Annotated in this window: 21 protein-coding genes; 11 read left to right on the top strand and 10 right to left on the bottom strand. The window is 60.4% G+C overall.

Annotation, left to right across the window (positions count from 1 at the left end):
- Positions 1–70 precede the first annotated feature (70 nt).
- A complete protein-coding gene (locus AB8B29_RS13385; protein WP_037196327.1) occupies positions 71–1234 on the top strand; it encodes a GGDEF domain-containing protein in 1164 nt (387 codons plus the stop codon).
- Here the strand turns inward: AB8B29_RS13385 and AB8B29_RS13380 are convergent.
- The 6 genes from AB8B29_RS13380 to AB8B29_RS13355 form a co-directional block, all read right to left on the bottom strand.
- Positions 1231–2613, bottom strand: coding sequence for a cytochrome-c peroxidase (locus AB8B29_RS13380; RefSeq protein WP_037196328.1), 1383 nt, complete (start codon positions 2611–2613; stop codon positions 1231–1233). The genes AB8B29_RS13385 and AB8B29_RS13380 overlap by 4 nt on opposite strands.
- A 21-nt stretch (positions 2614–2634) precedes the next feature.
- On the bottom strand, positions 2635–4266 hold the full coding sequence (locus AB8B29_RS13375) for a phospholipase C (RefSeq protein ID WP_037196582.1): 1632 nt from the start codon (positions 4264–4266) through the stop codon (positions 2635–2637).
- 444 nt (positions 4267–4710) lie between these two features.
- Positions 4711–5529, bottom strand: a complete 819-nt coding sequence (gene cysE, locus AB8B29_RS13370; RefSeq protein WP_376774238.1) for a serine O-acetyltransferase — start codon at positions 5527–5529, stop codon at positions 4711–4713.
- 13 nt (positions 5530–5542) lie between these two features.
- Entirely contained in the window at positions 5543–6532 is a 990-nt protein-coding gene (locus tag AB8B29_RS13365; RefSeq protein ID WP_037196330.1) for a WD40 repeat domain-containing protein, read from the bottom strand.
- Positions 6532–7629: a CobW family GTP-binding protein gene (locus AB8B29_RS13360; protein WP_047555302.1), complete on the bottom strand. Its 1098-nt coding sequence runs from the start codon at positions 7627–7629 to the stop codon at positions 6532–6534. Before AB8B29_RS13360 ends, AB8B29_RS13365 begins: the two co-directional genes overlap by 1 nt.
- A 141-nt stretch (positions 7630–7770) precedes the next feature.
- Positions 7771–8562: a creatininase family protein gene (locus AB8B29_RS13355; protein WP_047555303.1), complete on the bottom strand. Its 792-nt coding sequence runs from the start codon at positions 8560–8562 to the stop codon at positions 7771–7773.
- 86 nt (positions 8563–8648) lie between these two features.
- Here AB8B29_RS13355 and AB8B29_RS13350 point away from each other — a divergent pair, with 86 nt between their 5' ends.
- From AB8B29_RS13350 to AB8B29_RS13340, 3 genes are all read left to right on the top strand, one after another.
- Entirely contained in the window at positions 8649–9161 is a 513-nt protein-coding gene (locus AB8B29_RS13350; RefSeq protein ID WP_037196332.1) for a MarR family winged helix-turn-helix transcriptional regulator, read from the top strand.
- Between the two features lie 118 nt (positions 9162–9279).
- The gene (locus AB8B29_RS13345) at positions 9280–10302 is read left to right on the top strand and encodes a LacI family DNA-binding transcriptional regulator (RefSeq protein WP_037196333.1); all 1023 of its coding nucleotides are present in this window, start codon (positions 9280–9282) and stop codon (positions 10300–10302) included.
- 29 nt (positions 10303–10331) lie between these two features.
- Positions 10332–11300 carry a 2-hydroxyacid dehydrogenase gene (locus AB8B29_RS13340; RefSeq protein WP_037196334.1) on the top strand — a complete coding sequence of 323 codons (969 nt, stop codon included), beginning with the start codon at positions 10332–10334 and terminating at the stop codon, positions 11298–11300.
- Here AB8B29_RS13340 and AB8B29_RS13335 read toward each other — a convergent pair whose 3' ends face one another.
- A complete protein-coding gene (locus AB8B29_RS13335) occupies positions 11301–12089 on the bottom strand; it encodes a gamma-glutamyl-gamma-aminobutyrate hydrolase family protein (protein WP_113118555.1) in 789 nt (262 codons plus the stop codon). It lies immediately after the preceding gene.
- Between the two features lie 292 nt (positions 12090–12381).
- Here AB8B29_RS13335 and AB8B29_RS13330 point away from each other — a divergent pair, with 292 nt between their 5' ends.
- The 7 genes from AB8B29_RS13330 to AB8B29_RS13300 all read left to right on the top strand — a co-directional run bounded on the left by AB8B29_RS13330 (position 12382) and on the right by AB8B29_RS13300 (position 20639).
- Entirely contained in the window at positions 12382–13488 is a 1107-nt protein-coding gene (locus AB8B29_RS13330) for a TRAP transporter substrate-binding protein (RefSeq protein ID WP_037196336.1), read from the top strand.
- A 229-nt stretch (positions 13489–13717) separates the two neighbouring features.
- Complete coding sequence (locus AB8B29_RS13325; RefSeq protein ID WP_113118554.1) at positions 13718–16021, top strand: EAL domain-containing protein; 2304 nt, start codon at positions 13718–13720, stop codon at positions 16019–16021.
- Positions 16022–16397: 376 nt separating this feature from the next.
- Positions 16398–17153 (top strand): N-acyl amino acid synthase FeeM domain-containing protein, encoded by a 756-nt coding sequence (locus tag AB8B29_RS13320; protein ID WP_037196338.1) that lies wholly within the window; start codon positions 16398–16400, stop codon positions 17151–17153.
- Positions 17154–17333: 180 nt separating this feature from the next.
- On the top strand, positions 17334–17558 hold the full coding sequence (locus tag AB8B29_RS13315; RefSeq protein WP_113118553.1) for an aa3-type cytochrome c oxidase subunit IV: 225 nt from the start codon (positions 17334–17336) through the stop codon (positions 17556–17558).
- Between the two features lie 112 nt (positions 17559–17670).
- Positions 17671–18834, top strand: coding sequence for a Re/Si-specific NAD(P)(+) transhydrogenase subunit alpha (locus AB8B29_RS13310; RefSeq protein WP_037196340.1), 1164 nt, complete (start codon positions 17671–17673; stop codon positions 18832–18834).
- 1 nt (position 18835) lies between these two features.
- A complete protein-coding gene (locus AB8B29_RS13305) occupies positions 18836–19234 on the top strand; it encodes a proton-translocating transhydrogenase family protein (RefSeq protein ID WP_037196341.1) in 399 nt (132 codons plus the stop codon).
- Positions 19235–19244: 10 nt separating this feature from the next.
- Entirely contained in the window at positions 19245–20639 is a 1395-nt protein-coding gene (locus tag AB8B29_RS13300) for an NAD(P)(+) transhydrogenase (Re/Si-specific) subunit beta (RefSeq protein ID WP_037196584.1), read from the top strand.
- 32 nt (positions 20640–20671) lie between these two features.
- Here AB8B29_RS13300 and AB8B29_RS13295 read toward each other — a convergent pair whose 3' ends face one another.
- The 3 genes from AB8B29_RS13295 to AB8B29_RS13285 all read right to left on the bottom strand — a co-directional run bounded on the left by AB8B29_RS13295 (position 20672) and on the right by AB8B29_RS13285 (position 24643).
- Positions 20672–22327 carry a sensor histidine kinase gene (locus AB8B29_RS13295; protein WP_037196585.1) on the bottom strand — a complete coding sequence of 552 codons (1656 nt, stop codon included), beginning with the start codon at positions 22325–22327 and terminating at the stop codon, positions 20672–20674.
- A gap of 254 nt (positions 22328–22581) precedes the next feature.
- Entirely contained in the window at positions 22582–23652 is a 1071-nt protein-coding gene (locus AB8B29_RS13290) for an NAD(P)/FAD-dependent oxidoreductase (protein WP_037196342.1), read from the bottom strand.
- A 115-nt stretch (positions 23653–23767) separates the two neighbouring features.
- On the bottom strand, positions 23768–24643 hold the full coding sequence (locus AB8B29_RS13285) for a tetratricopeptide repeat protein (RefSeq protein ID WP_037196343.1): 876 nt from the start codon (positions 24641–24643) through the stop codon (positions 23768–23770).
- Between the last annotated feature and the right edge of the window lie 124 nt (positions 24644–24767).

Below are 24767 nucleotides of genomic sequence, written 5' to 3'. Positions count from 1 at the left end.
AATTAAGAGAACCGCAAGCGGCCTGTCGTATCCTCGAACTCTCAGAGGGTCGACAAGGGACGACGTCATCATGGTGCTGGATCTGCGGACGATCTATGTTGTCTGTGGTTTCGCTTGTCTTGTGCTGGGCTGCGTGCAGCTTCTCGCGTTTGCGACGGGACGGTTCGAACGCTGGCCTCTGTGGTGGGGCGGAAGCAATGTGCTGTTGGGCCTTGGCTCTCTCGGCGTTGCCTTGCGCGATATCGCTCCGGATTTCATAACGGTCGGCGTGGCGAACAGCCTGACGCTGGCGGGTTACATAGCCTTGCTCGCGGCTATCAAGATCTTTGCCGGAAAACACATCAATTTACGGGGCTATGCTGCCGTCATCGCCATCGGCTCATTGCCCTTGTTTCTCGTTTTCGATGACGGCGCCAGCTATTTGCCGCGCATCGCCTATCTCTCCTTCGTCTTCAGTTTCTGTGATCTCGCGATCATGCGCGAGGGATACAGGCTTGTCCGGCGCGAGACTTTGGTTTCCGGCTGGATCCTCGTTGGCCTTTTTGCCCCGACATCGTTGATCTTTGCGGGACGGGCAACGCTTGCCCTCCTGGGCCGGCTGGGTGGCGACGGCCTGTTCGACAAACCCAGCGGCGATCAATGGCTGGCGCTGACGGCCGCGGTTTTCATCTGCCTGCGCGGCATTACCATTGTTCTGATGGCTTCCGAACGCAACCGTAACAAGCTGATCGAGCTTGCCCATCACGATCCTCTGACCGGCGCGATGAACCGCAGCGGTCTTGCCAGCGCCTATACGCGGCTGGCCGGAAGGCTGCCCGTTGCCGTGTTCCTGATCGACGTCGATCATTTCAAAACGCTCAACGACAGCCATGGCCATGCGGTGGGGGATCGCATCCTCAGTCTCTTCGTGCAGGTGGCGAAATCGCAGCTTGGCGTCCGAGGGATCGTGGCACGTCAGGGCGGGGATGAATTCGTGCTCGTCGTCGAATACACCACGGCGGACGAGGCGGTGCGACTGGCGCAACGCATTCGTGCAGCCTTCGCCGATGCCATGTCGCGGGAAAGCGACCTACAGATCTCGCCGACTTTGTCGATCGGTATTGCCGAGGGCCGCAACAGCCTCGAACGGCTCCTGGAACGAGCTGACGAAGCCGTCTATCGCGCCAAGCGCAACGGGCGGGATCGCGTCGAGTTTCAGACGCAGCCCGAAGAAGCCGTTGAAAAAGCGGCTTAATTCGCCGCCTTCACACTTTCCTTCGCAGGGTCGTAACCGTCCGTCAGCGTCTTCAGGAATGCGATGACATCGGCGATCTCGACGTCGTTGAGCGCCGGTGCGTCGCCGAGCTTGCGGTTCATCGGCGCGTCGATGACGTCGATATTGGCCCGGTACTGCTCAGGCAGATCGTTGTATTTCATCACCTTGCCACCGGCATCCTTCGGATAGATCTCCTCAGGATTGGTGTCGCGCTTGACGTAGAAGCGCGTCACGTCCTCGAGCGTGCGATAGACGCCATTGTGGAAGAAGACGTGGCGAGCGGCGACGTTGCGCAATGTCGGCGTCTTGAACAGCCCGCAATTCTGCGGCTGGGCGGAATAGGTGTCATTGCGCAGCGGGCCACAAATGCCGGTATCGTCGTAGTTCGGATCGGCATTGGCCGGAATGGCCGGATTGCGCGGCGCTCCCAGGGCTTCGAATTCGAAATCCGTGAAGTTCGGCATCTGTCCGTCGCCGGTCATCTTGTCGAGGTGACACGAGGCGCAATTGCCCTTGTTCGGATCATCGAACAGCTTCAATCCCCGTGCTTCCGCATCCGTGAGCACGGCCTTGCCGCGAAGGTAATAATCATATTTGCTCGTATAGGGATGGAAGGACGGCTCCTCGATCTGGTAGCGGGCAAGGGCGAAGCCGATTTCGGCGATTGTCATGTCCTGATCGTCGAGGATATTCTTGCCGAAGAGTGCGGAGATGTCCTTGCCGTAGCCTTTCTTCAGCTTCGCATAGACGGTGGCCGCATCCACATTCGCCATTTCGAACGGTGAGATCATCGGTTGCAAAGCCTGCTCTTCCAGCGAATCCACGCGTCCATCCCAGAACATTCCGCCTTGCGGCACTAGATCCGGAGCGGTCGAATCGGCCTTGACGACGGCTTGCGCCGTCAGCGGCCCGGCTATGGCCGCCGGCGCGTTGGCGAGTGCTACGCCTGAAGCTTCGGTCATCGGCGCGGCTTCGGCAGCCTCGTCGGCAGCGCTTTCAGCCCCGACCGAGAAGGAAGGCGTCGACATCTTGTAAGCGAGGCTCGGCACGGTGCGGATGCCCGGCTGGTCGAGATGCGGGCCGCCGAGCTGCACGGCGCGATCGTTGGCGGGCGCATAATGATTGCCGGGATCGTGGCAGGTGGAGCAGGACATCTGGCCGCCGCCCGATAGCGTCGGATCGAAAAAGAGCTGCTTGCCGAGCTGGGCGACGGCACTCAGCGGCGCCGGGCTGTCATAGCCGTCCGTGGCGGCAGCATTGGCGACCGGCTTGCTTGCCGCGCCAATGGCCGCACTCGCGAGCGATAGGCCCGCGAGTGCGATGAAGGGCAGGAGACGGCGGTCGATCTGCAAGGGCATTTCCGTCCCCCCCTTTGTGCATCAAGAGGCCTGGTTGCCGGTCTTCGGATCGAGGATCAGCTTCGGCGTATCGCCCTTGGACCAGTCGAACATGGCCTTCAGCGAGCCGGAGATGGCATCGAATGAGCCGCCGCCAAGGCGGGCGCCGCCCATCCAGTTATCCTCGATGAAACGCATGACCGAGGTCTGGTCGGTCAGCGTGTGATCGACGAAGTTGACCTTGGAGTAGGGCGAGATGACCAGCAGCGGCTGACGCGTGCCGTAGCCGCAACGGCCCTGGGCCGGCTGACCGTTGACACCGGGCAGCGGCGTGCCGGTCGAACAGCTGTCGCCACCGGTCAGCACGTCATAGCCCTTGACGCCGAGTTTGGACGGATTGACGACTGCATGGGCGTGATCATACCAGCCATCGGAGTCGTCGTAGAGGATGATGATGGCGGTGTCCTTCCAGTCCGGCGAGTCCTGGACGGTGTTGACCACCTGGGTCACGAATTCCTGCTCGTCGAGCGGGTCGGAATAGCCGGCATGGCCGTCCTGATAGGCAGGCGCCTTCAGGAAGCTGACGGCCGGCATGTTGCCGTTCTTCAGCGCCGCATAGAAGTCGGTTGTGTCGTACTGATGGTTGGCGGCGTCCGTGGTGCCGATCGCGGCCACGGAGGACGGGCGCGCATGCGTCGGATTGGCGGTCGAGGCGTAGTACTGGAACGGCTGGTGATGCGGGATGTAGTCCGTGTAGTTGACCTTGGTGACGGTCGAGGTGGTCGCGCGCTTGCAGCCGGTCGTGCCGTCGGGGTTGGTCAACGTCAGGTCGAAGCCGCCTTCGAAGAAGCCCCAGGTGATCTTGTGCTCGTTCAGCATGTCGCCGATGTTCTTGCCATACATCAGGGCCGTCTGGCCGGTCGAGCAGACGTCGCCTGTCGGGTCGAAATCGCTGATCGCGGTCCAGCCGCCGCTGCCATCGGGCACGATGCGCCCCTTCGAATAGGTGCCGTCGCTTTCCAGCGCGTAGCCGGGCGGCAGGATGGCACCGTTGGTCTGGCCGGAGATGAGGTTCAGGGCGCCGGGGGTCGAGGGGCCAAAGTTGGTAGAGAAGGAATTGTCGTTCAGTGCGTAATGCTGAGCGTAATTCCAGAGGGCGGTGACGGTGTTGCCGTCATAATAGCCCATGACCTGGCCCTTCGTGCCGAAGGCGCCGGCCGCACCCTTGGTGCCCCTGCCGGTATTGGCCGGAAAGAGGTCCATGGCGAAATTGTTATAGGCGGCCTGCTCGGCAGTATAGCCGTGGTTCTGGGACTGGGTGGCCGCCTGCGTGCGATCGAGGCGGAAGGGGGCTGCGGCGTCGGCGCCGTTCGCCGTGTTGGTCTTGTTCGGATTGTTGTCCAGCAGGCCCGCATTTGCCAGCGTGTTGATGTCGGTCGGCGTGTTGTCGGCGGCCTTGAATTCCGGCTCGCCGGCGATGTTGGCGGCCTTGGGGTAGGTCGCGAAGTAATGGTCGAAAGAGACGTTTTCCTGGAAAATAACCACCAGGTGCTTGATCGGCGTTGCGGTATTCGGCGCGGGCGCCATATCGGCGGCGCCGGCGGTGGAACAGAGCGAAATAAGGGTAAGCGCGCTGCCGGCTGCAAGGGCGGCGCGACGCGAAAGACTGGTCATCGTCATATCCTCTTCGAGTGGGGGCATTGCTCCGGCGCTTGTTGCGCCGCGCCGGGCATAGAGAACTCTTTCGAGCTATCAACGGAGTATGACAGTTCCATGAAGGGGAGGAGGATTGCACCGCGTGAGGGGTGCGGCTGGGCGGCTGATTTTGCTGAGATGACGGAGAGGTTTGTATGCTGGCGAGACATGAGGGCGCTGGCGATGCTACCTTATGTCACGGGCGGGGAGGCAGCTGATCACCCGTCCTCGGGGTTCGAGACGGCCCCGTGGACCTCCTCACCATGAGGGCTAGTTCTTCCCCACTTGGAGGCAAAGAAGGCTCAATCGTTTGTCGTGGCTCCGAACTCACCCTGTCTTATCCCGATGTGCGCAGCCCCCTGAGCCTGTCGAAGGGGGCGGAGCCTCGAAGGACGGGTGGCCACGATGGCTCGGAAACTAGAATTAGATATTCTGATCCATCGTTTCCGCCGGGATCTCGTCGGCTGGGTGGATGCGCACCACCGTGGCCGGGACGCCGGCAACGGTGCAGTGGGGCGGGACGGGCTTCACCACCACGCTGCCCGCCGCCACCTTGCTGAAGGCGCCGACTTCGATGTTGCCGAGGATCTTGGCGCCGGCGCCGATCATCACGCCGTGGCGGATCTTCGGATGCCGGTCTCCGCTTTCCTTGCCGGTGCCGCCAAGCGTGACGTTCTGCAGGATGGAAACCTCATCCTCGATCACGGCTGTCTCGCCGATGACGATGCCGGAGCCATGATCGAGCATGATGGAAGAACCGATCCTGGCCGCCGGATGGATATCCGGGCCGAAGACGAGCGAGACGAGATTGGAAAGCCAGCTGGCGATTTCGGTGCGGCCTTCGGTCCAGAGCGCATGGGCGATGCGGTGGGTCTGCAGGGCGTGAAAGCCCTTCAAATTCAAAAGCGCATGCAGATAGGTCGTGCAGGCGGGATCGCGGGTGCGCACGGCGACGAGATCGGCCTCCGTCGCTTGCAGAATTGCGACATGCCGCGCCAGCACGCCGGACAGCAGCGAAAGCAGATCGTCGTGCTCGATCCGGACGACGCAAAGCCGTGCGGCGAGCACATTGGCAAGGCTGTCTGCATCCGAGCGGCTGGCCAGGATCTGTGCTCGCAGCAGCGGGGCGAGCGTCGGCTCGCGCTCAGCGAGTTCGGCGGCCTCGCGGCGGATCACATCCCAGACGTTTTCGGCTGGGGCAGGGGTATTTCCGGCAATTGCCGTTCCCGACTGAGGCATGATCCTGTCTTTCTGTTCAACCGGAAACGTCTACGACGCCGCAATCGCCGGCCTCGGAGGCAAAGGCGAGCAGCTTGCCGGATTTGCTCCAGCTCATCGATGTGATCGCACCCTTGCCCGGCCGGCGCAAGAGCGCTTCCTTGGCGTCGCCAAGACGGACCGCCAGGATCATGCCGTCGATGAAGCCGATGGCGAGAATATCCTCGGCGGCGTGGAACTTCACCGAGGTCGCCATGATGTTGGCGCGGGTGCCGAGCTCGAGCGGCGCCTTGCCCATCGGTCCGTCCTTGCCCTGGAAAGGCCAGACGATCGCCGCCGGCGCGCCGGAAGAGGCGAGCCATTTGCCCTTGTTGGACCAGGACAGGGATTTCACCTTGGCGGGATAGCCCGTCATGCGCATGTGCCTGGCTTCGGCGCCTGGCTTGGCATCCAGCTTCCAGCCATGCAGGGCGTTTTCCTGCATGGTTGTCACGATGAACTGGCCGTCCGGCGAGAAGGTGACGCCGGTATGGGCGCCCTTCCATTCCAGATTGACCGGCGGCGCGCTCATGCCGATCCAGTGAAGCGACACGCCGTTGTAGCGGGCGACGGCGATGCGCAAGCCCTTGGGAGCGAAGGCGATGCCTTCGACCGTGCGTTCTTCCGGAAACTCCTTCGTCGTGCCGTCGGACAGCCGCACGAAGGTGCTCTTTCCATAGGAGTAGGCCACCGCACCCTGCGGACCGGCGGCAATCTGCCCGATCCATTTGCGCGGGACATCGGCCAGAACCGTCACACTGCCATCGGCCGCAATCCGCAGGACTTTACCGTCCTCGCCACCGGAAATCAGGCTGTCGCTATGGGGGTCGCGAATGCAGGTCAGCATGCCCCGATGTGCCTCGGTGACCTTGTCTCCACCTTCCAGGCGATGGATTGCGCCGGCGGCGCTGGCGAAGAAGGGGGTGTCCCCCAAAAATTCGACGGCCAGAACGTGGCCGTCGATATCAAGCGGAGCGACAGTCGGCATCAGGCAGACGCCTCGCAAGCCTTGAAGCTTGCTTCCAGCTTTTCGCGGTCGAGTTCGCGGCCGATGAAGACCAGGCGGCTCTCATGCTTTTCGCCATCCTTCCAGGCACGCTGATGGTCGCCCTCGATGATCATGTGCACGCCTTGGACGACATAGCGCTCCGGATCGTTCTTGAAGGCGATGATGCCTTTGAGGCGCAGGATGTTCGGCCCCTGAGTCTGCGTGATCTTCTGGATCCAGGGGAAGAAGCGCTCCGCATTCATCTCGCCGCCGCGCAGCGACACCGATTGCACGGTCACGTCGTGGATGGGCGAAGGGGCGTGGCTATGGTGGTCGTGGTCATGATCATGGTGGTGATGGTCGTGGCCATGATGGTGGTGATCATGGTCGTGATGGTCATGATCGCAATCCGGGCCGCAGACATGGTCGTCATGGCCGTGCTCGAGGAAATGCGGGTCGTTTTCGAGAGCCCGTTCCAGATTGAAGGCACCCTGGTTCAGCACGCGGGCGAGGTCGACGCCGGAGCGGGTCGTCTTGTAGACGCGGGCGGCCGGGTTGATCGCGCGGACGATGTCCTCGATCTGGGCCAACTCGGCCGGCGATACGAGATCGGACTTGTTGATGACGACAACGTCAGCAAAAGCGATCTGGTCTTCGGCCTCGCGGCTGTCCTTCAAGCGCAGCGGCAGGTGCTTGGCGTCGACAAGCGCAACGACGGCGTCGAGTTCGGTCTTGGCGCGGACGTCGTCGTCCATGAAAAAGGTCTGGGCGACGGGAACCGGATCGGCAAGGCCCGTCGTTTCGACGATGATGCCGTCAAAGCGGCCAGGGCGGCGCATCAGGCCCTCGACGACGCGGATGAGGTCGCCGCGCACCGTGCAGCAGACGCAGCCATTGTTCATCTCGTAGATTTCTTCATCCGACTCGACGATGAGGTCGTTGTCGATGCCGATCTCGCCGAACTCGTTGACGATGACGGCGTATTTCTTGCCGTGGTTTTCGGAGAGGATGCGATTGAGCAGCGTCGTCTTGCCGGCGCCGAGATAGCCGGTGAGAACGGTAACGGGAATGGGCTTTTGCGTGGCTGTTTCGGTCATGGGAGCCTCGAAATATGGAAGGTTGCCCCGGGGAGCGGACATTGATCGGGTTCCATATAAGGAGTTGGCAACGTCAGTTCAAAGGCTTTTGTATGTTATAAGATCACATTAGGTTTGGGATCAGGAGATTGGGCCGCGTGGTCAGGTCAGCGTCGTCACATCGAAGCTGTCGACATCCTCAAGCAGTTCGACAAGCCCTTGCACCGCATGCGCAATCAGCCTTTCGCCTTTTTCCGCTGTGGCGGCGCCAGCATTGCCGGTGACACCCTGAGTGCTCAGATCGGACATCTTCCAGCCGAATGCATGCGGCCCATAGGCTCGCAAGTGCTTGAAGCGCTGCATATAGTCGGACTGCAGGGATGGGAAATCCGCAGCCTTCGACATATCGACTTTTTCAGGATGCAGGGCAAGCATGACAGAAGTCTCGATATCGCCGCCGTGAATGTCGATGGCCTTGTCATCAGGCGCGATCAGTCCGTCCGGAATGCCGAAGCGGGTCCAGCTGGTTGCCACCGCCAGCATGGCGAAGCGCACGCGCGCTTCCGTCGCGACGATGGTCATGAGCGGTGAGTTTCCGCCGTGGGCATTGAGCATGACGAGTTTGCGGATGCCGAGCCCGCTCATCCGCTCGGCGATGCCGAGCCAGCGGCAGATGGCTTCGTCGAAGGCCAGGGTCTTCGAACCGGCGACGTCCATATGCTCGACGGAGTAGCCGACAGGCTCGACGGCCAGGAAGGTGACGGGTAAATTGGCGGGCAGGGCGACCTTCAGACGCGAGACGATGCCTTCGGCGATCAACGTGTCGGTCTCGAAGGGCAGATGCGGGCCGTGTTGCTCATAGGCGCCAAGCGGCAGCACGGCGATCCAGTTTGCCCGCTCCCGCGGCGTCAATGTCCCATCATTGTCGTCGAAACATGGCAAAGGATGCGCCATCTGAGGGTGTGCCTCTTGTTTATGTCAATAACCTGCGCAATGTCATAGCGTGATGGCGCATCGGCGAAAAGGTCAACGGAATCACGATGGGTAAGAAGAACAAGGTCGGGAAGAAAAGTAAGTCAGGTAAAAAGAAGGATCACCGCGACTACACGCTTGCCGATCTGTCGCCAGCATTGACGCAGGCGGCGCGGTCGATGCGTACGGTGATAACGCGGAGCCTTACGGCGAGCGGTCTTTATGCCGGGCAGGATGGCGTCATTCTCGCGCTCGCTGCAAGCGATGGCTTACCCGCCGGATCGCTGGCGCAGAAGCTCGGCGTCAAGGCGCCGACGATGACGCGTACGATCGGCCGCATGGAGGCGCAGGGCTTCGTCGAGCGGCGGCCGGATGCCGAGGATGCCCGATTGACCAAGGTCTATCTTACCGAAACGGGGCGCAACAGCGTCAGCGAGATCGAAAGCTCGGCGGCCAGTTGTGACGAACTCGCTACACGCGGCTTCTCCGAGAAGGACATCCGCTCGCTCGTGCGCCTGCTCAAGGCGATCGAAAGCAATCTCCAGGCCGGGGATGACGACGAGGACGAAGACGAATTTTGAGAATCCCCGAGAATTCAAGTTGCACGACGTGATTAAACCTTTTAATTAAATATTTTAAATTCCGGAATCGCTAAACGACGGAATGTGAATATGGCTGCGTTTCACGGGGAGGGTGCGCGTGGCGCAAAAGATAAAGCTTTCGACGATTGCGGAAACGCTTGGCATTTCAACAGCAACGGTATCCTTAGCCTTACGCGACAGTCCGCTGGTCGCGACCAACACGCGCGAAAAGATCAAGGATCAGGCTCGCGCGCTGGGTTATATCTACAACCGTCGCGCGGCCAGTCTCAGGACATCGCGGTCCGGGATCATCGGCGTCGTCGTTCACGACATCATGAACCCCTTTTACGGGGAAATCCTCAAGGCGATCGAAAGCGAGCTCGACCGCAGCCGCCACACCTTCATCCTTTCCAACCATTATGATTCGGTCGAGAAGCAGCGGACCTTCATCGAGACGCTGCTGCAACTCGGCGGCGACGGTGTCATCATGTCGCCGGCGATTGGAACGCCGCCCGAAGATTTCGAGCTGGCGGAAGAAAACGGCATGCCGGCCATCCTTGTGGCGCGCCAGATCGAGGCGCTGGATCTGCCGACCTTTCGCGGCGACGACAGCTACGGAATTTCGCTTGCGACCAACCACCTGATCAGCCTCGGCCATCGCACCATCGCCATGATCGGCGGCACGGACCAGACCTCGACCGGGCGCGACCGTTATCAGGGCTATGTCAATGCGCTGCGCAAGGCGGGCATCGAAGTCGATCCCGATCTGCGCATTCCCGGCGCGCGCTCCAAGCAGGGCGGTTTCGAGGCAGCCGTGCATTTCCTGTCGCTGCCGCAGAAGCCGACCGCGGCGGTCTGCTGGAACGATCTGGTCGCCATCGGCCTCATGAACGGCATTTCCCGCGCGGGTCTCGTGCCGGGACGGGACATCTCGGTCACCGGCTATGACGACCTGGAGGAGGCGGCGATCGCAACGCCTGCGCTGACCACCGTGTGGAACGGCCAGGCCGAGGTCGGAAGGCTTGCAGCCCGAGCACTTTTGGATAGGTTAGCGGGAAGCCATGAGCCGGATGGTATTCATCTTATCAAGCCGGAAATGCGCATCCGCCAGTCGACGACGCCCTACAAAGCTCGCCAGTAGCGCCGAACCGTTTCTCAAGAGGAAGATCCATGTCCGATAATCGCACTACCGTCCTCGTTCCGGGGAAGATACACCCGCGTGTTCTTGAAAGGCTTGGGAAGCAATTCGAGGTCGTCTCCGTCGATCGCACCGATGGGCCTCAGGTCGATGCGGACGTCGCGGCGCGTGTGCGCGGCATTGCGGTCGCCGGTGGCGTGAATGCCGCCTGGATCGATGCCTTTCCGCATCTCGAAGTCATCGCCAATTTCGGCGTCGGTTATGACGGCATCGACGTCAAGCATGCCGCCTCGAAGGGGATCGTCGTCACCAACACGCCCGATGTCCTGAACGATGAAGTTGCCGACACGGCGATCGCTCTTCTGCTGAACACGCTGCGGCAATTTCCGAAAGCGGAAAGCTGGCTGCGCGATGGGCGCTGGGTGAAGGATGGTGCCTTTCCGCTCTCGCCCTTCTCGATGAAGGGACGCCGAGTCGGCATTTACGGTCTCGGCCGCATCGGCATGGAGATCGCGAGAAGGCTTGAGCCGTTCAAGGTGAAGATCGGCTATCACACGCGCTCGCCGCGCGACTCGTTGCCCTACGACTACTATCCGACCCTGAAGGAGATGGCTCAATCGGTGGATACGCTGATCTCCATCGTGCCCAAGACGCCGGAAACGCATAAGGTGATCAATGCCGAGATCCTTTCGGCGCTTGGACCGCGAGGCGTGTTCATCAATGTCGGTCGCGGCTGGTCCGTCGACGACGACGCCCTGATCGCGGCACTCTGCAACGGAACGCTCGGCGCCGCCGGCCTCGACGTGTTTTACGACGAGCCTAACGTTCCGGCCGGCTATCTCACGCTGCCGAACGTTTCGCTATTGCCGCATGTGGCTTCCGCCTCTGTGCCAACACGCGACGCTATGGCCGATCTCGTCGCCGACAACATCATCGAGTGGTTCGAAAAGGGCAAGCCGCTGACGCCGGTGCCGGAAACTCCGGTCAAGCCGCGCGGCTGATCAAACGGCTTTTTGCTGATGAGAAGCGGCGACGAGCCGCTCCTTGCTCGCAGCATAGTCGCGCACGGCGTCGCCGAATGCCACAAAGAGCTTGCGCGACGGCGAGTCCGTTTCCGCCCAATATTCCGGATGCCATTGCACGCCGACGGCAAAGGCCTTCGCGCCGATGACGGAGACGGCTTCGATCGTGCCGTCTTCGGCCAGAGCCTCTACCTGCAGTCTCGGGGCCGTATCGGCAATCGCCTGGCGATGCAGCGAGTTGACCCGCACTTCGCCCGGGCCGACGACGCGGGCGATGCAGGAGCCTTCCTTGACGAAAACGCTCTGGCGGATGGAATACATCGTATCGCGATCGACATTCTGCGGCTTGCGATGGTCCCAGATGCCCGGCTGTTCGTGGATCTCGCTTGCAAGCGTGCCGCCGAGGGCGACGTTCAGTTCCTGAATGCCGCGGCAGATGGCAAGCATGGGAATGGCGCGATCGATGGCTCGGCGGATGAGCGGCAAAGATGTCGCATCGCGTGCCGGATCGAAAGGACCGTCGCTCTCAAGAGCCTCTTTGCCATAGAGCGATGGATGAACGTTGCTGGCAGAGCCGGAGACGAGCAGTCCGTCGACGCGGTCCAGAATGGCGTCCGCATCATTCTCTGCTTCCAGCGCCGGGACGATCAGCGCCATCAGCCCCGCAGCCTTGACGGTGGCCTGGACGTATTGTTCCTGCACCGCATGCCAGGTCGCGCCGTCGAACTCGCGGATGTCTGCGGGAATGGCGATGATCGGTCTGGACATTCAAGGCTCCGGAAGATGCGAAACGATTATTCGTTGAGACCCCTGAATGATCATGATGTCAATCCGAGGGCGGATTATCCCGGCTGCAAATCTACGCGAAGAGCGCGCGGCCGGCAACGCGGAGCGGTTTCGATAAGGCTTTGTTTCCGTTCGTCATGAGGATGTACAGGAATCGCCATAATGCGATGCGAAAGCAAACTTGAAAGACCGTGTGCGGCGTGGTTAGTTCCATGCCTTGCGCCATGACCGGGAACGTCGTTCCCCAGCAATGCCGTCCGTATGGGAGATTTCAATGGATCGCCGTTCCTTCATCAGGCGGGCAGGAGCAGTTGGCGCGGGTGCTGCCGCCTCCGCGCTTGCGAGCCCGGCCCTGGCCCAGGAATATCCCAAGATCACCTGGAAGATGACATCGTCCTTTCCGAAGAGCCTGGATACGATCTACGGCGGTGCCGAGGATATCGCCGCGCATGTTTCCGACGCGACAAACGGCAATTTCGTCATCCAGACCTATGAAGCCGGCGAAATCGTGCCTGGCGCGCAGGCTGCCGATGCGGTGAGCGCCGGCACGGTCGATGCCGCGCACACCTGTTCCTATTATTTCTGGAACAAGGACCCGACCTACGCCATTGGCACGGCCATTCCCTTCGGCCTGAATGCCCGGCTTACCAATGCGTGGTTCTACCAGGGCGACGGCAACAAACTGATGAACGAGTTCTATGCCACGCAAGGCATAATGGGCCTCCCGGCCGGTAATACCGGGGCGCAGATGGGCGGCTGGTTCCGCAAGGAAATCAATACGCTGGATGATCTAAAGGGCTTGAAGATGCGCATCGCGGGCCTTGCGGGCAAGGTGATCGAGAAGATCGGCGTGATACCGCAACAGGACATTGCCGTCAGTGGCGTTTACGACGCGCTGGACAAGGGCACGGTCGATGCCGCCGAATGGGTCGGCCCCTACGACGACCTGAAGCTCGGGCTGCAGAAGATCGCCAAATACTACTATTATCCCGGATGGTGGGAGGGCGGTGCTGTCGTGCACGCCTTCTTCAATCTGGAAAAATGGGGCGCGCTTCCGAAAAACTATCAGGCGATCCTGGCCGATGCCTGTGCCTTCGCCAACACCAACATGCTGGCGAAATATGATGTCAAGAACCCCCACGCGCTGAAGGATATCGTGCAGCAGGGCGTGACGCTTCGTCCTTTCAGCCAGGAGATCATGGAAGCTTGTTTTCAGGCGGCCAGCGGATTGTACGCCGATCTTTCAAAGTCGAACGCCTACTTCAAACGTATCTATGAGGATCAGGTAGCCTATAAAAAGGATGCCTATCTTTGGATGCAGCTCTCGGAATATACTTTCGATACGTTCATGATGATCCAGCAGCGGGCGGGCAAACTTTGATCGATGTCGTTTAAGCCCTCGGTAATACTCTGCTTTTCATGAGTGACTTGAAACATATATTGCGGGTAGAGTAATCGTTAGGTGAATGCGCGAATACGATGTGGTGTGCAACTTTAAATCAGCGTAAGTTACCGGCATGATTGGTAAATTCGCCCGGATGCATCCTATTTGGGCAATCAAATTTTAAAACGTTTCACCTAGGGTGTCCGCCGCATCAGGGGAACTCTGAATGAAGCCTCCAAGCCCGGACACCGTACCGACAGATGTTTATCTGTCGTTCGTCAGTTCGCTTTTCGGAAACCGTAAAACGCTGTTTACGGGGGTGTTCGTTCACATCCTGACATACGTCATCGTTTTCCTGAGTACGCGTGCAAATATATATATCGTTCTGTGCCTGGCTTTTGCCGCTGTCTTTGCGTTACGCATGTACTCCTTCTGGTTATTCGATGCCGCCGACAAGCACAGCTTCGCGCGTGCCGATATCGCTCGTTGGGAAACCCGCTATGTGATCGGTGCTGCGGCAACCGCGTCCATTCTCGGCATCGGCAGCGGCTATGCCATCCTGATCGTGCAGGATCCGCTGGCGGAATTCATCTGCATCGCGGTGACCATGGCGTCGATGGTGTCGATCGTCGGCCGCAACTATGGTTCCCAGAAAGCGATCGACCTCCAGACCCTGGCATGCTGCCTGCCGATCATCATCGCCTGCCTGATGTCGCAACAGCTCTATAAGGCGATCGTTTCCATCATGCTCGTTCCCTTCGGGTTGACGACGCGCGCGATGGCAAACGGCGTGCGCGAGTTTCTCTATAAGAATGTCATCGCGTCGCGCGAGATATCGCAGATTGCCGACCGGTTCGACACCGCGCTCAATAATATGACGCATGGCCTGTTCATGCTGGATGCCCATAACCGTATCCTCGTGGTCAATCGCAAGGCATGCGAACTCCTGAATTTCACACATCAGGAGCAGCTGAAGGATTGCGAATTCGACGTCGTGCTGCGGTATGGTGCGCGTCATGCATTCATCGACGGCTCCTTGCCTGGATTGATCCAGCGGCAGATGGCGCAACTCGTCAGCGGTTCGCTCTCCCGCACGCTCATTCAGTTCAATGAGGATCAGTTTCTGGAGTTCGCGGCCAGCCGTCGCGCCGACGGTGTCGTCATCCTGATCTTCGAGGATGTGACAGTGCGTATCCGGGCGGAGCGCAAGATCCTGCATATGGTGCGCTACGACCCACTGACGGGCTTGCCGAACCGTGAATATTTCGTCGAGCTGGTCAAGGAGCAGCTTGCCGCTCGCACCAGAGAAAGCCAGATCGGCATCCTGGTTCTCGATGTCGACGACTTTAAACATGTGAATGACACCAAGGGGCATGTGACCGGAGACCGTCTGCTGGTCGCCATCGCTGAGCGTCTGAAGGAGCTTGCCGGCACCACGGCGCTTGCCGCGCGTCTGGTGGGCGATCAGTTCGTGCTGTTTTTCCCGAATGAGGATGGCACGTCGGACGTGGGGAGCTGCGTGCAGGCGTTGCATGCCGCGGTGACGGGCACTTACGATGTGGATGGCAACAGCTTTCGGATTTCCTTCAGCGGCGGTTACGTGACCATGTCGAGCCGCGAATTCCGCTCGGAGGAATGGCAGATCAAGGCCGACCTGGCCCTGTTCGATGCCAAGCTGCGGATGAAGGGTGGCTGCACCGCCTTCGAAGAGGAGATGGATGCGCGCTACGTCGAGCGGCAAAAGCTGAAGGAGGATCTGCGCGAGGCGGTGGAAGCCGGCCGCCTTCAGGCGGTGTATCAGCCCATGTTCACGCCGGATGGCTCCCGCATCGATTGCTGCGAAGCCCTGGCGCGATGGATTCATCCGGAGAAGGGCTCCATCCCTCCCAACATCTTCGTGCAGATCGCCGAGGAGATGGGCATCGTTGGCGGTATCACCCGCTTCATGATCAACCAGGCCTGTCGCGATTGCGTTTCATGGCCAGCGCCAGTGTCGGTGTCGGTCAACCTCTCGGCACAGGATCTGCGCAGCAACGACATCGTCGATATCGTCATGGATGCACTGGAAGCATCGGGGCTGGAGCCGTCACGGTTGCATCTCGAAGTCACGGAAAGCTGCCTGATGGACGAGGTGGCGACAGTCCGGTCCATTCTTGCCGATCTGCGTGCCAGAGGCATCACGGTCGCCATCGATGATTTCGGAACGGGCTTCTCCAGCCTTAGCTATCTCGATTCGCTGCCCGTGGATGTCGTCAAGATCGATCGCTCCTTCGTCCGCGACATCACGACCGACAGCCGTCGTTTCAAGCTGCTGTGCGGCATCGTCGATCTCTCCCGCGCCCTCAGCCTCCACATCGTGATCGAGGGTGTGGAGACGCTCGAGCAACTGGCGCTAGTCGTTGAGAAGAACCTGGCTGACATCATCCAGGGTTATGTGTTCTCTGTTCCCGTGTCGCGCGAACAAGTCGCCGAGATGGTCGACAGCCTCAGCCGCCGGCAGCCGGCCCTGCGGCAGGACAATGTCGCGTGAGGCGGTCGAAGCTTTTCAGACCGCGTCGCTGAAGCACCTGCCCTGAAAGGCGCATAGTAACGACCGTGTCTCACCGCCCCGCCGGTGCATGCCATTCACGTCGTTCTTTCCACATCAGACCAGAGCTGACAGTCACCTGACTGCCTCCACGAATATCAGGCCTGTGCCTTCATAGGATGGTTCTGGTGGCCGCATGCGCACCTTCATGAATAGCAGTAATGCAATATTCAGAACCTGATCATATTCGAATCTATACCGGTATTCGTTGAAAAATTAACCTTTATGAACGAATAGTTAATGAAAATTTGAAACAAACATTGATCAATTTTTCTCTTAATACCAATAATGGTCCGTTAATCATAACGGAACATTAACCATGACTCATGTGAGTATTAAAGAAAGCGGCTTTGCCGGCAAGCTGATGGAGGTGCTCGATCACGTAGAATACCGCCGAATTGAAAGCAGCGAGGACATGGAGGATGTCGCGCGGCTGCGTTACAAGGCCTATAAGGCGCACGCAGTCTTGCCCGTGGCGGCCAAGAACCTGATCGACGACATAGACTTCGACGACCATGCCTATATCTTCGGCGTCTACTATTACGAGGAGCTGGTGAGCACGGTGCGGATACACCATGTCACGCCGGATCATCGCGTGTGCCAGTCAACCGGTATTTTCCCGGACGAAATTCATGCCTTCCTCGATGCCGGGATGACGTTGATCGACCCGGCACGCTTTGCCGTCGACCCCGATTTCGAGCTGGAATTGCCGGCCTTGCCCTACCTGACGCTGAGACCGGCGATCGTGGGTGCCATCTATTTCGACACCGACAGGGTGATGCAGCATATTCGTCCGGCGCATGCGGCCTTTTACAAGCGTGTGTTCTACGCCGATACGGTCGTTCCGCCCCGCATGACCAAGACCTATGGTTTCGAATTGACGCTTCTGGCATCTCGATCAAAGGAGATCCGCGGCAAGCTGATGCAGCGATATCCGTTCTTCGATTCCGAGCCATGCGAGCGACGCATGATGTTTTCCCGCGGCGAGGATACCGGCTCGCCTCCCTTGACCATTCTGCCGACCGCGAGACTGGCAAGCGGCGTCCGGCGTGATATTCGCGGGCAATTCGGCTAGCCTGCGCGCTGATGCGACCTTCTCGTGCATTGCATTTTTCGTCGCTTTGTGTAACCCCTCGGTAGAGGAAATTCGGCTGCGGCATCTCCTTACGAGATGCCGTGGCTTTTGAGGACGAACTCCAACCGCCCGTCTGTTGTCGGGTCTTTCGGGAGGAGCGCATCGAGGGGAGATTTTTGAATGGCCGAACATAATACCGGACCCGCTGAAACCGGTGCTCCTATGGACTACAAGGAGCATGAGAAGACTTATAATCTTTTCCTCTCGAGCGCCCGGGTCGGATCTGCGATCATTGCCGCATTGTTGATCGCCATGGCGGCAAGCTTCTTCGGCCATGCCGGCTTCCTCGGTGGCGTCCTCATTTTCATCGTTCTTTCCATCGCCAGCATTATCCTGTTGCGCTGACATTCCAGCGCTGATCGACGCCGGGCCTATCTGGCTCGAGCCTTCCCGTAATTCTGCGGGCTGTCACGCCACCGCATTTGGGCGTGCGGCCGTTTGATGCGAGGTGTTGTCGTTGGGTAATCTGGTTTTCGTGGCCAAGGAAAGCGTGGCGGAGGAAGCGCGCGTCGCGGCGTCCGTCGAGACAGTGAAAAAGATGAGAAGCCTCGGCTTCGACGTCGTGATCGAAGCCGGTGCGGGCGCTTCCTCGCGCATTCCGGACCGCGAATACGAGGCCATCGGTGCGCGCATCGGCGCTGTGAAGGATGCCAAGCGGGCCGATGTCATTCTCAAGGTCAGGCGACCGACGAGCAAGGAGATGACCGGCTACAAGACCGGCGCGATCGTGATCGCCATCATGGATCCCTATGGCAACGAGGCGGCCCTTGTCGAGATGGCGCGCGCCGGGCTGACGAGCTTCGCCATGGAGCTGATGCCCCGCATCACGCGCGCGCAGTCGATGGACGTCCTGTCGTCGCAGGCAAACCTTGCCGGTTATCAGGCAGTCATCGAGGCTGCCGCCGTTTATGACCGAGCGTTGCCGATGATGATGACGGCGGCAGGTACGGTGCCGGCGGCAAAGGTCTTCGTCATGGGCGCCGGCGTTGCCGGTCTGCAGGCGATCGCGACGGCAAGGCGGCTGGGTGCTCTGGTGTCGGCCACCGACGTGCGTCCGGCAGCCAAGGAGCAGGTCGCCTCGCTCGGCGCGAAATTCATCGCTGTCGAGGACGAGGAGTTCAAGGCCGCCGAAACCGCCGGCGGCTACGCCAAGGAAATGTCCGGGGAATATCAGGCCAAGCAGGCAGCGCTGGTCGCGGATCACATCGCCAAGCAGGATATCGTCATCACAACAGCGCTTATCCCTGGACGTCCTGCCCCTCGGCTTGTCAGTCGCGACATGCTGAAGGCCATGCGCCCGGGTGCGGTCGCGGTCGATCTCGCCGTCGAACGCGGCGGCAATATCGAGGGCGTTGAATACGGCGCCGTGGCCGATGTCGAAGGCGTCAGGGTGGTCGGATATCCCAACATGGCCGGCCGGATCCCGGCGAGCGCGTCGGCTCTCTATGCCAAGAACCTCGTCACCTTCCTGGAAACGATGGTCGACAAGGACAGCAAGAGCCTCGGCCTCAATCGCGCCGACGAGTTGATCAAGGCGACGATGCTGACCGATGGCGGCGAAGTCGTGCACCCGAATTTCGTCGATCCCGACCAGCCGACGGTCAAGAAGGGAGATCTCTGAAATGGCCAGCCAAGCAATGGATCGGGCACTCCAGCAACTGAATGATGCCGTTACCGCCGTCATGACCGCTGCGGCACAAGCGCCTGAGGCGGCCAGCGCCGCAACCGGCGGGGCGATCGATCCCTTCGTCTTCCAGTTCGCGATCTTCGTGCTGGCGATCTTCGTCGGCTACTATGTGGTCTGGTCGGTGACGCCGGCCCTGCACACGCCGCTGATGGCGGTAACGAACGCCATCTCCTCCGTTATCGTCGTCGGCGCGCTGCTGGCGGTCGGTATTTCCGCCAGCGGATTGGCCACGGGCTTCGGCTTCGTGGCGCTGGTGCTCGTTTCGGTCAATATCGTCGGCGGCTTCCTTGTCACCCAGCGCATGCTGGCGATGTACAAGAAGAAAGACAAGTGAGGGCGGCATGCTGACCAATATCGCGGCTTTCCTCTATCTGGTTTCCGGCGTCCTGTTCGTTCTGGCGCTGCGCGGCCTTTCCCATCCGGCAACCAGCCGGCGCGGCAATCTGTACGGCATGATCGGCATGGGCATTGCCATCGTCACGACGTTGGTGCTGGCGACGCCGTCCTTCGGCGGCTTCGTGCTGATCGTTCTCGGCCTCGCCATCGGCGGCGGAGCGGGCGCCTACATTGCCCGTGTCATCCCAATGACCTCGATGCCGCAGCTCGTGGCCGGCTTCCACTCGCTGGTCGGCCTGGCGGCGGTTCTGGTGGCGGCGTCGGCGCTCTATACGCCGTCCTCCTTCGGCATCGGCAATATCGGATCCATCCACACCGAGGCCCGCATCGAAATGGCGATCGGTGTGGCCATCGGTGCCTTGACCTTTACCGGTTCGATCATCGCCTTCCTGAAGCTCGACGGGCGCATGTCCGGCAAGCCGATCCTGCTGCCATACCGGCACATCATCAATGCCGCCCTGCTTATCCTGATCGTGTTTTTCATCATCGGCCTTGCGGTAAGCGAAAGCCATTTCGATTTCTGGGCCGTCGTCGTCCTGTCGCTGGCGCTCGGCGTGCTCTTGATCGTGCCGATCGGCGGGGCGGACATGCCTGTTGTCGTGTCGATGCTGAATTCCTATTCCGGATGGGCGGCCGCCGGCATCGGCTTCACGCTCGGCAATCTGGCGCTCATCATCACCGGCGCGCTTGTGGGGTCCTCCGGTGCGATCCTGTCCTACATCATGTGCAAGGGCATGAACCGCTCCTTCGTCTCGGTCATTCTCGGCGGCTTCGGTGGTGAAAGCGTGTCGGGCGGCGCCGATAATTCCGACAAGACCGTCAAACTCGGCTCGGCTGAGGATGCAGCCTATCTCATGGCGAATGCCTCAAAGGTCATCATCGTGCCAGGATACGGCATGGCGGTTGCCCAGGCCCAGCATGCGCTGCGCGAGATGGCCGATCGCCTGAAGGCGCACGGCGTCGAAGTGAAATATGCTATCCATCCGGTCGCCGGACGGATGCCCGGCCATATGAACGTGCTGCTCGCCGAAGCAAACGTGCCCTATGACGAGGTGTTCGAGCTCGAGGACATCAATTCCGAATTTGCGCAGGCCGATGTCGCCTATGTCATCGGTGCCAACGACGTCACCAATCCGGCCGCGCGCGACGACAAGACCTCGCCGATCTACGGCATGCCGATCCTCGACGTCGACAAGGCCAAGACCTGCCTCTTCGTCAAGCGCTCCCTCGGCTCCGGCTATGCCGGCATCGACAATACCCTGTTCTACAAGGACGGGACGATGATGCTGCTTGGTGACGCCAAGAAGGTGACGGAAGAGATCGTCAAGGCTATGAACGAGTAACGTTCACACCCCATTCCCGATCGTAACCCGTTCTATGTTCGCTTGCGCTCCATCGTGGCGCGCGGGGCGGTGAGTATCCATACGAGGCCAGCGGGCCGGAAATCGATCTCGACATGACCGCTGAAGGATGCGGCGGCATGGGCTTTCGTGACCGTCGTGCCGAAGCCGGTCTCGGTCGGTGGTTTGACCGGCGGGCCGTCGCTTTCAGTCCAGACGAACCGGATCATCGGTCCGGTCTCACCTGGCTCGTTCGTCCATTCGATGGCAATCTTGCCCTCGGGGGCCGAGAGCGCTCCGTATTTTACCGAATTCGTTGCCAGCTCGTGCAGGATCAAGCCGAGATTCTGCACCGCTTCGGGCTTCAACAGGAAATCGTTGCCTTTTACGTCGAGCTGTTGCGGCCCTTGCAGGAAGGTCGCCAGATGGATGTCGATCACGCGGCGCAGCGAGACGCCGGACCATTGCTCGCTGGTCAGGACCTCTATCGAGCGCGCCAATCCTTCCAGCCGGTCGGCGACCGCGCGCTGGAAGGTATCGACGCTATCTGTCTGGCGTGCGAGCTGGCGGGTCATCGCCTGGGCGAGCGCCAGCAGGTTCTTGGTGCGGTGGACGAGCTCGTGCATGACGAAATGCAGCCGGTCTTCGGTGACGCTGCGGTCGAAGGACGCGTTGGAAAGCGCGACGGCCACCTGATTGGCCTCGACGACACTGCTGTCGATCGGCGACACGATCTCGCCCCGGCCCATGCGATCCGCCATGTCGGCGATGCTCTGTATGGTTATGCGCACCTGGCGCGCCAGGGCATAGACGGCGATCAGCGCGACCAGCAGCAATGTGACGCCGCCATAAATCAGGAAACGCCATGTGCTCATCAGCGATGCCTGTGCCGAGATGACAGGCCCCCACACGACCGCTTTCCATGACCAGCCGGAGATCTGCGCATAGCCGAGCAGCGAGTGCGGCAGGACCTTGTCATCCTGATAGACGCCGCTGGAAGCGATCAATTTGGGCAGAATATCCTTGTTGAATGTATCGCCGGGGGAAAGGATCGTCGGGCCGCCGGCGGCGACGACATGGCCGGATTTGTCCAGGACCGCGGCCGACCAGCCCGGGGGGAGCGCTTCCGTCGTGATGAGCTTGGCGAGTTGATCCGCATCCTGGGTTATCGCCAATGCGGCGCCGGCCGGCGAATGATCGAGCGGGAGGGTGACGTTATAGACCCATCGACGGGCGTTCGGGCCTACGAAGACATCGGACGCCTCGATGCGTCCGGAGTCCAGCGCCGATTGCAGCGCGGCGATGTTGCCCGTCTTGCCAAGCGGCTTGCCGAGCGGCCAGCGTGTGTTCAACCGAAGTTGGCCATCCTTTTCCAGGAGCAGGACGAAAAGCGCATCGGTGCGCAACACCGTCTCCGTCCTGGTGAAAAAGGTCTCGATATCGTTGTGCTCCAACTCAGGCGAAGAGGAGAGCAGCCGCAGGGTCGTCGCCATATCCTGCAGTTGCCGATCGATCACGCGGGCCAAAGACTGGGCGTCCTGAACGGTGTCGCCTTTCAATGCATCGCGTTCATTGTTTTCGAGCTGGACCAAAAGCAGCGCGACGAAGGCGAGAATGGGCAAGGCAATCGCCAGTGCGATGGCGATCAGATAAGCCCCAATCGACGCCTTCGGGAAATGCAGCTTCCTCATGGTGCGATCAACCGATCGTACCTCGATGACGATCGGGAGCGCTTGCGGAAGCAAGAATAACGGTTCCGGTCATCATGCCAAGCGCCCCCATGCCTAGACCCTGAGCTACATACTCTCAGGGCACCCATGTTAGGGCTCGGCAAATTGCCTTGCAACATCTGAAAATTCATTGCCGTGAAATCGTAAATAATCCCGGGCGTTTACGGGGCGGTGATGCATCGTTGTGGTTGCGCGTCCGCGCCCCATCGTCCGCCTTAGGCGAAGCGCGATAGTCGGAAAGGGGAGAGTTCCGTAACCTCCTTGCCATCGAGGATTTCCTCCGCTGCCAGCAGCCCGACGAGCGGCGCGAGCGTGACGCCGGAATGAAGGACCGCAAGATAGAGCCCTGGCCTGGCGTCGACACCGCCGAGGATGGGCAGGCCGTCTTTCGGTGTCGGACGATAGCCGATGGTATGGAAATCGAGTTCCAACGCATCGCCTCCCTTCAATGCCGCCTTCACCTTGGCGAAAAGCTCGCCTGCGGCTTTCTGTGGATTGTCGCCGGGAGCGGTGCCGCCGAAATCACCGCCGGCAATAATCCGGCCTTCCATCGTCTGGCGCATGTGAAGTTCCGGAGCCATCACCAGGCCGTTCAGCAGTTTCGGCGTGGGGCGGGAATGAACGATCAGACCAGGCGGCGTTTCGAGCGGCACATGAATGCCGGCCGATGCGGCAATTGCTGCCGTGCCGGCGCCGGCGGCAAGAACGACATGATCGGCGTGCATCGGCCCTTCATTTGTCTCGACGCCGGCGATCCTGCCGTTCTCAGTCAATAGACTTGTCACCTCGACACCGTGCAGAAGCCCGGCGCCATGACGACCGGCGTCCTGCAGCAGCAGCTCGGCTGCAGCAACGGGCTCGACGGCGCCTTCCTCGGCGATATGCAACGCATAGTCGGGTGGGGTGGCGAGGTTCGGCTCGATCATGACGCTCGTCGCACGATTGACCGGCTGTATGCCATAGCCCCAACCATGATGTTGCGCGGCATAGGCATCCAGTGCGGCCTCCGGCATATCCCAGCACAATCCGCCACACCAGGACAGTGGCAGACCGGGCAGATCCGCCGCAAGCCGCGACCATTCGGCCATCGAGCGGTGACGGAAATGAAAATAGAACTCGGGATTGCCCCAGCTGGCATTGATCCAGGCGAAGGAATTCGGTGTTGCCTCGCCGCCAATCTTTTGCGCGATTGTCGTGACGGACGCACCCTTGCGCTGGAGATGCCAGGCGATGGAGGCGCCGATGATGCCAGCGCCGATAACGATGATTTTCTGGGGGGAGGGCATGTCGTGGTCTCGTTTGGATGGGGAGATATTCGAGACTAGGCGTTCGATGACGCAAAGAAAAGCCGCCGGACGAAGGATCGTCGGCGGCTCAACGTCTCATTGCTATGCGGCTATGTCAGGAGCCGGCGCCCACGCGCGCCAAGCCATCTCTGGCCGGCTGGTAGTTTGGATCAAGGTTGACGGCATGCTGGTAGGAACGGCGGGCTTTCGCCTTGTCGCCTTTGCGCTCGTAGACGAAGGCTTGGTTCGCCCAGGATTGGGCGACCTTGTTGTCAAGATCGATCGCATGGTTGAAGTCGGCGAAGGCGTTGTCGTCGTCGTTCTGTGCAAGATAGGAAATGCCGCGGCTGTTGTAGGGCTCGGGCGAGTTCGGGGACAGCGAGATCGCCTTGGAGAAATCGTCGATCGCCTTATCCTGCTGATTGCGCTTCTGATAGATCACGCCGCGGCCGTTGAAGGCACGGCCATCCGTCGTTCCCAAGCTGATCGCCTTGGAATAGTCGTTGAACGCGTCGTCGTCGCGACCTGACTGGCGATAGAGATTGCCCCGGCCGATATAGGCGACGTCGTAGTTGGAGTTGATCTGCAGCGCGGCATTGTAGTCCGCGACCGCTTCCGGCAGCTTGCCCATGTTGCGGTAGATAAGCGCGCGGTTGGCATAGGCCTGATAGAACTTCGGATTGAGCTGTATCGCCTGATTGAAGTCCGCAAGCGCGCGGCTGAAATCTCCGCCGCGGCCGTAGGCCGTACCGCGAACATTGTAGCCTTCCGGATCCTGTGGATTGGCATTGATGACCGAGGTCAGCGAAGCGATATTCTCCGAGGAGCCCTGCGCCTTGTCGATGCGGATCACGTTATCGGTGGAAGCAGTCTGGCAGCCGGATAGGCTGATTGCGGCAAGAATCGCCAAAGCTGGCAGTGCGGCGGCGCGCTTCGAAACAAAAAAGAGCAGGTTCGAAGTACGGAGCCGTTCGGTAGTCGTGATTGCCATTATCGGGTTCGCTTTCCCATGCGTCATATCAGGCTGTTCTGATCTAATCCGATTTGTACGCAGAATAAATCAAAAAGGCGGCGGCGAACGACTCGCCCCCGCCACACATACATCTGAAAACGTC

The sequence above is a fragment of the Rhizobium sp. 11_C7_N12_5 genome, assembly GCF_051811145.1.
Lineage (GTDB): Bacteria > Pseudomonadota > Alphaproteobacteria > Rhizobiales > Rhizobiaceae > Rhizobium > Rhizobium lusitanum.
The sequence above is the reverse complement of the archived record's forward strand: the minus strand, read 5'-3'. Positions and strand labels throughout refer to the sequence as shown.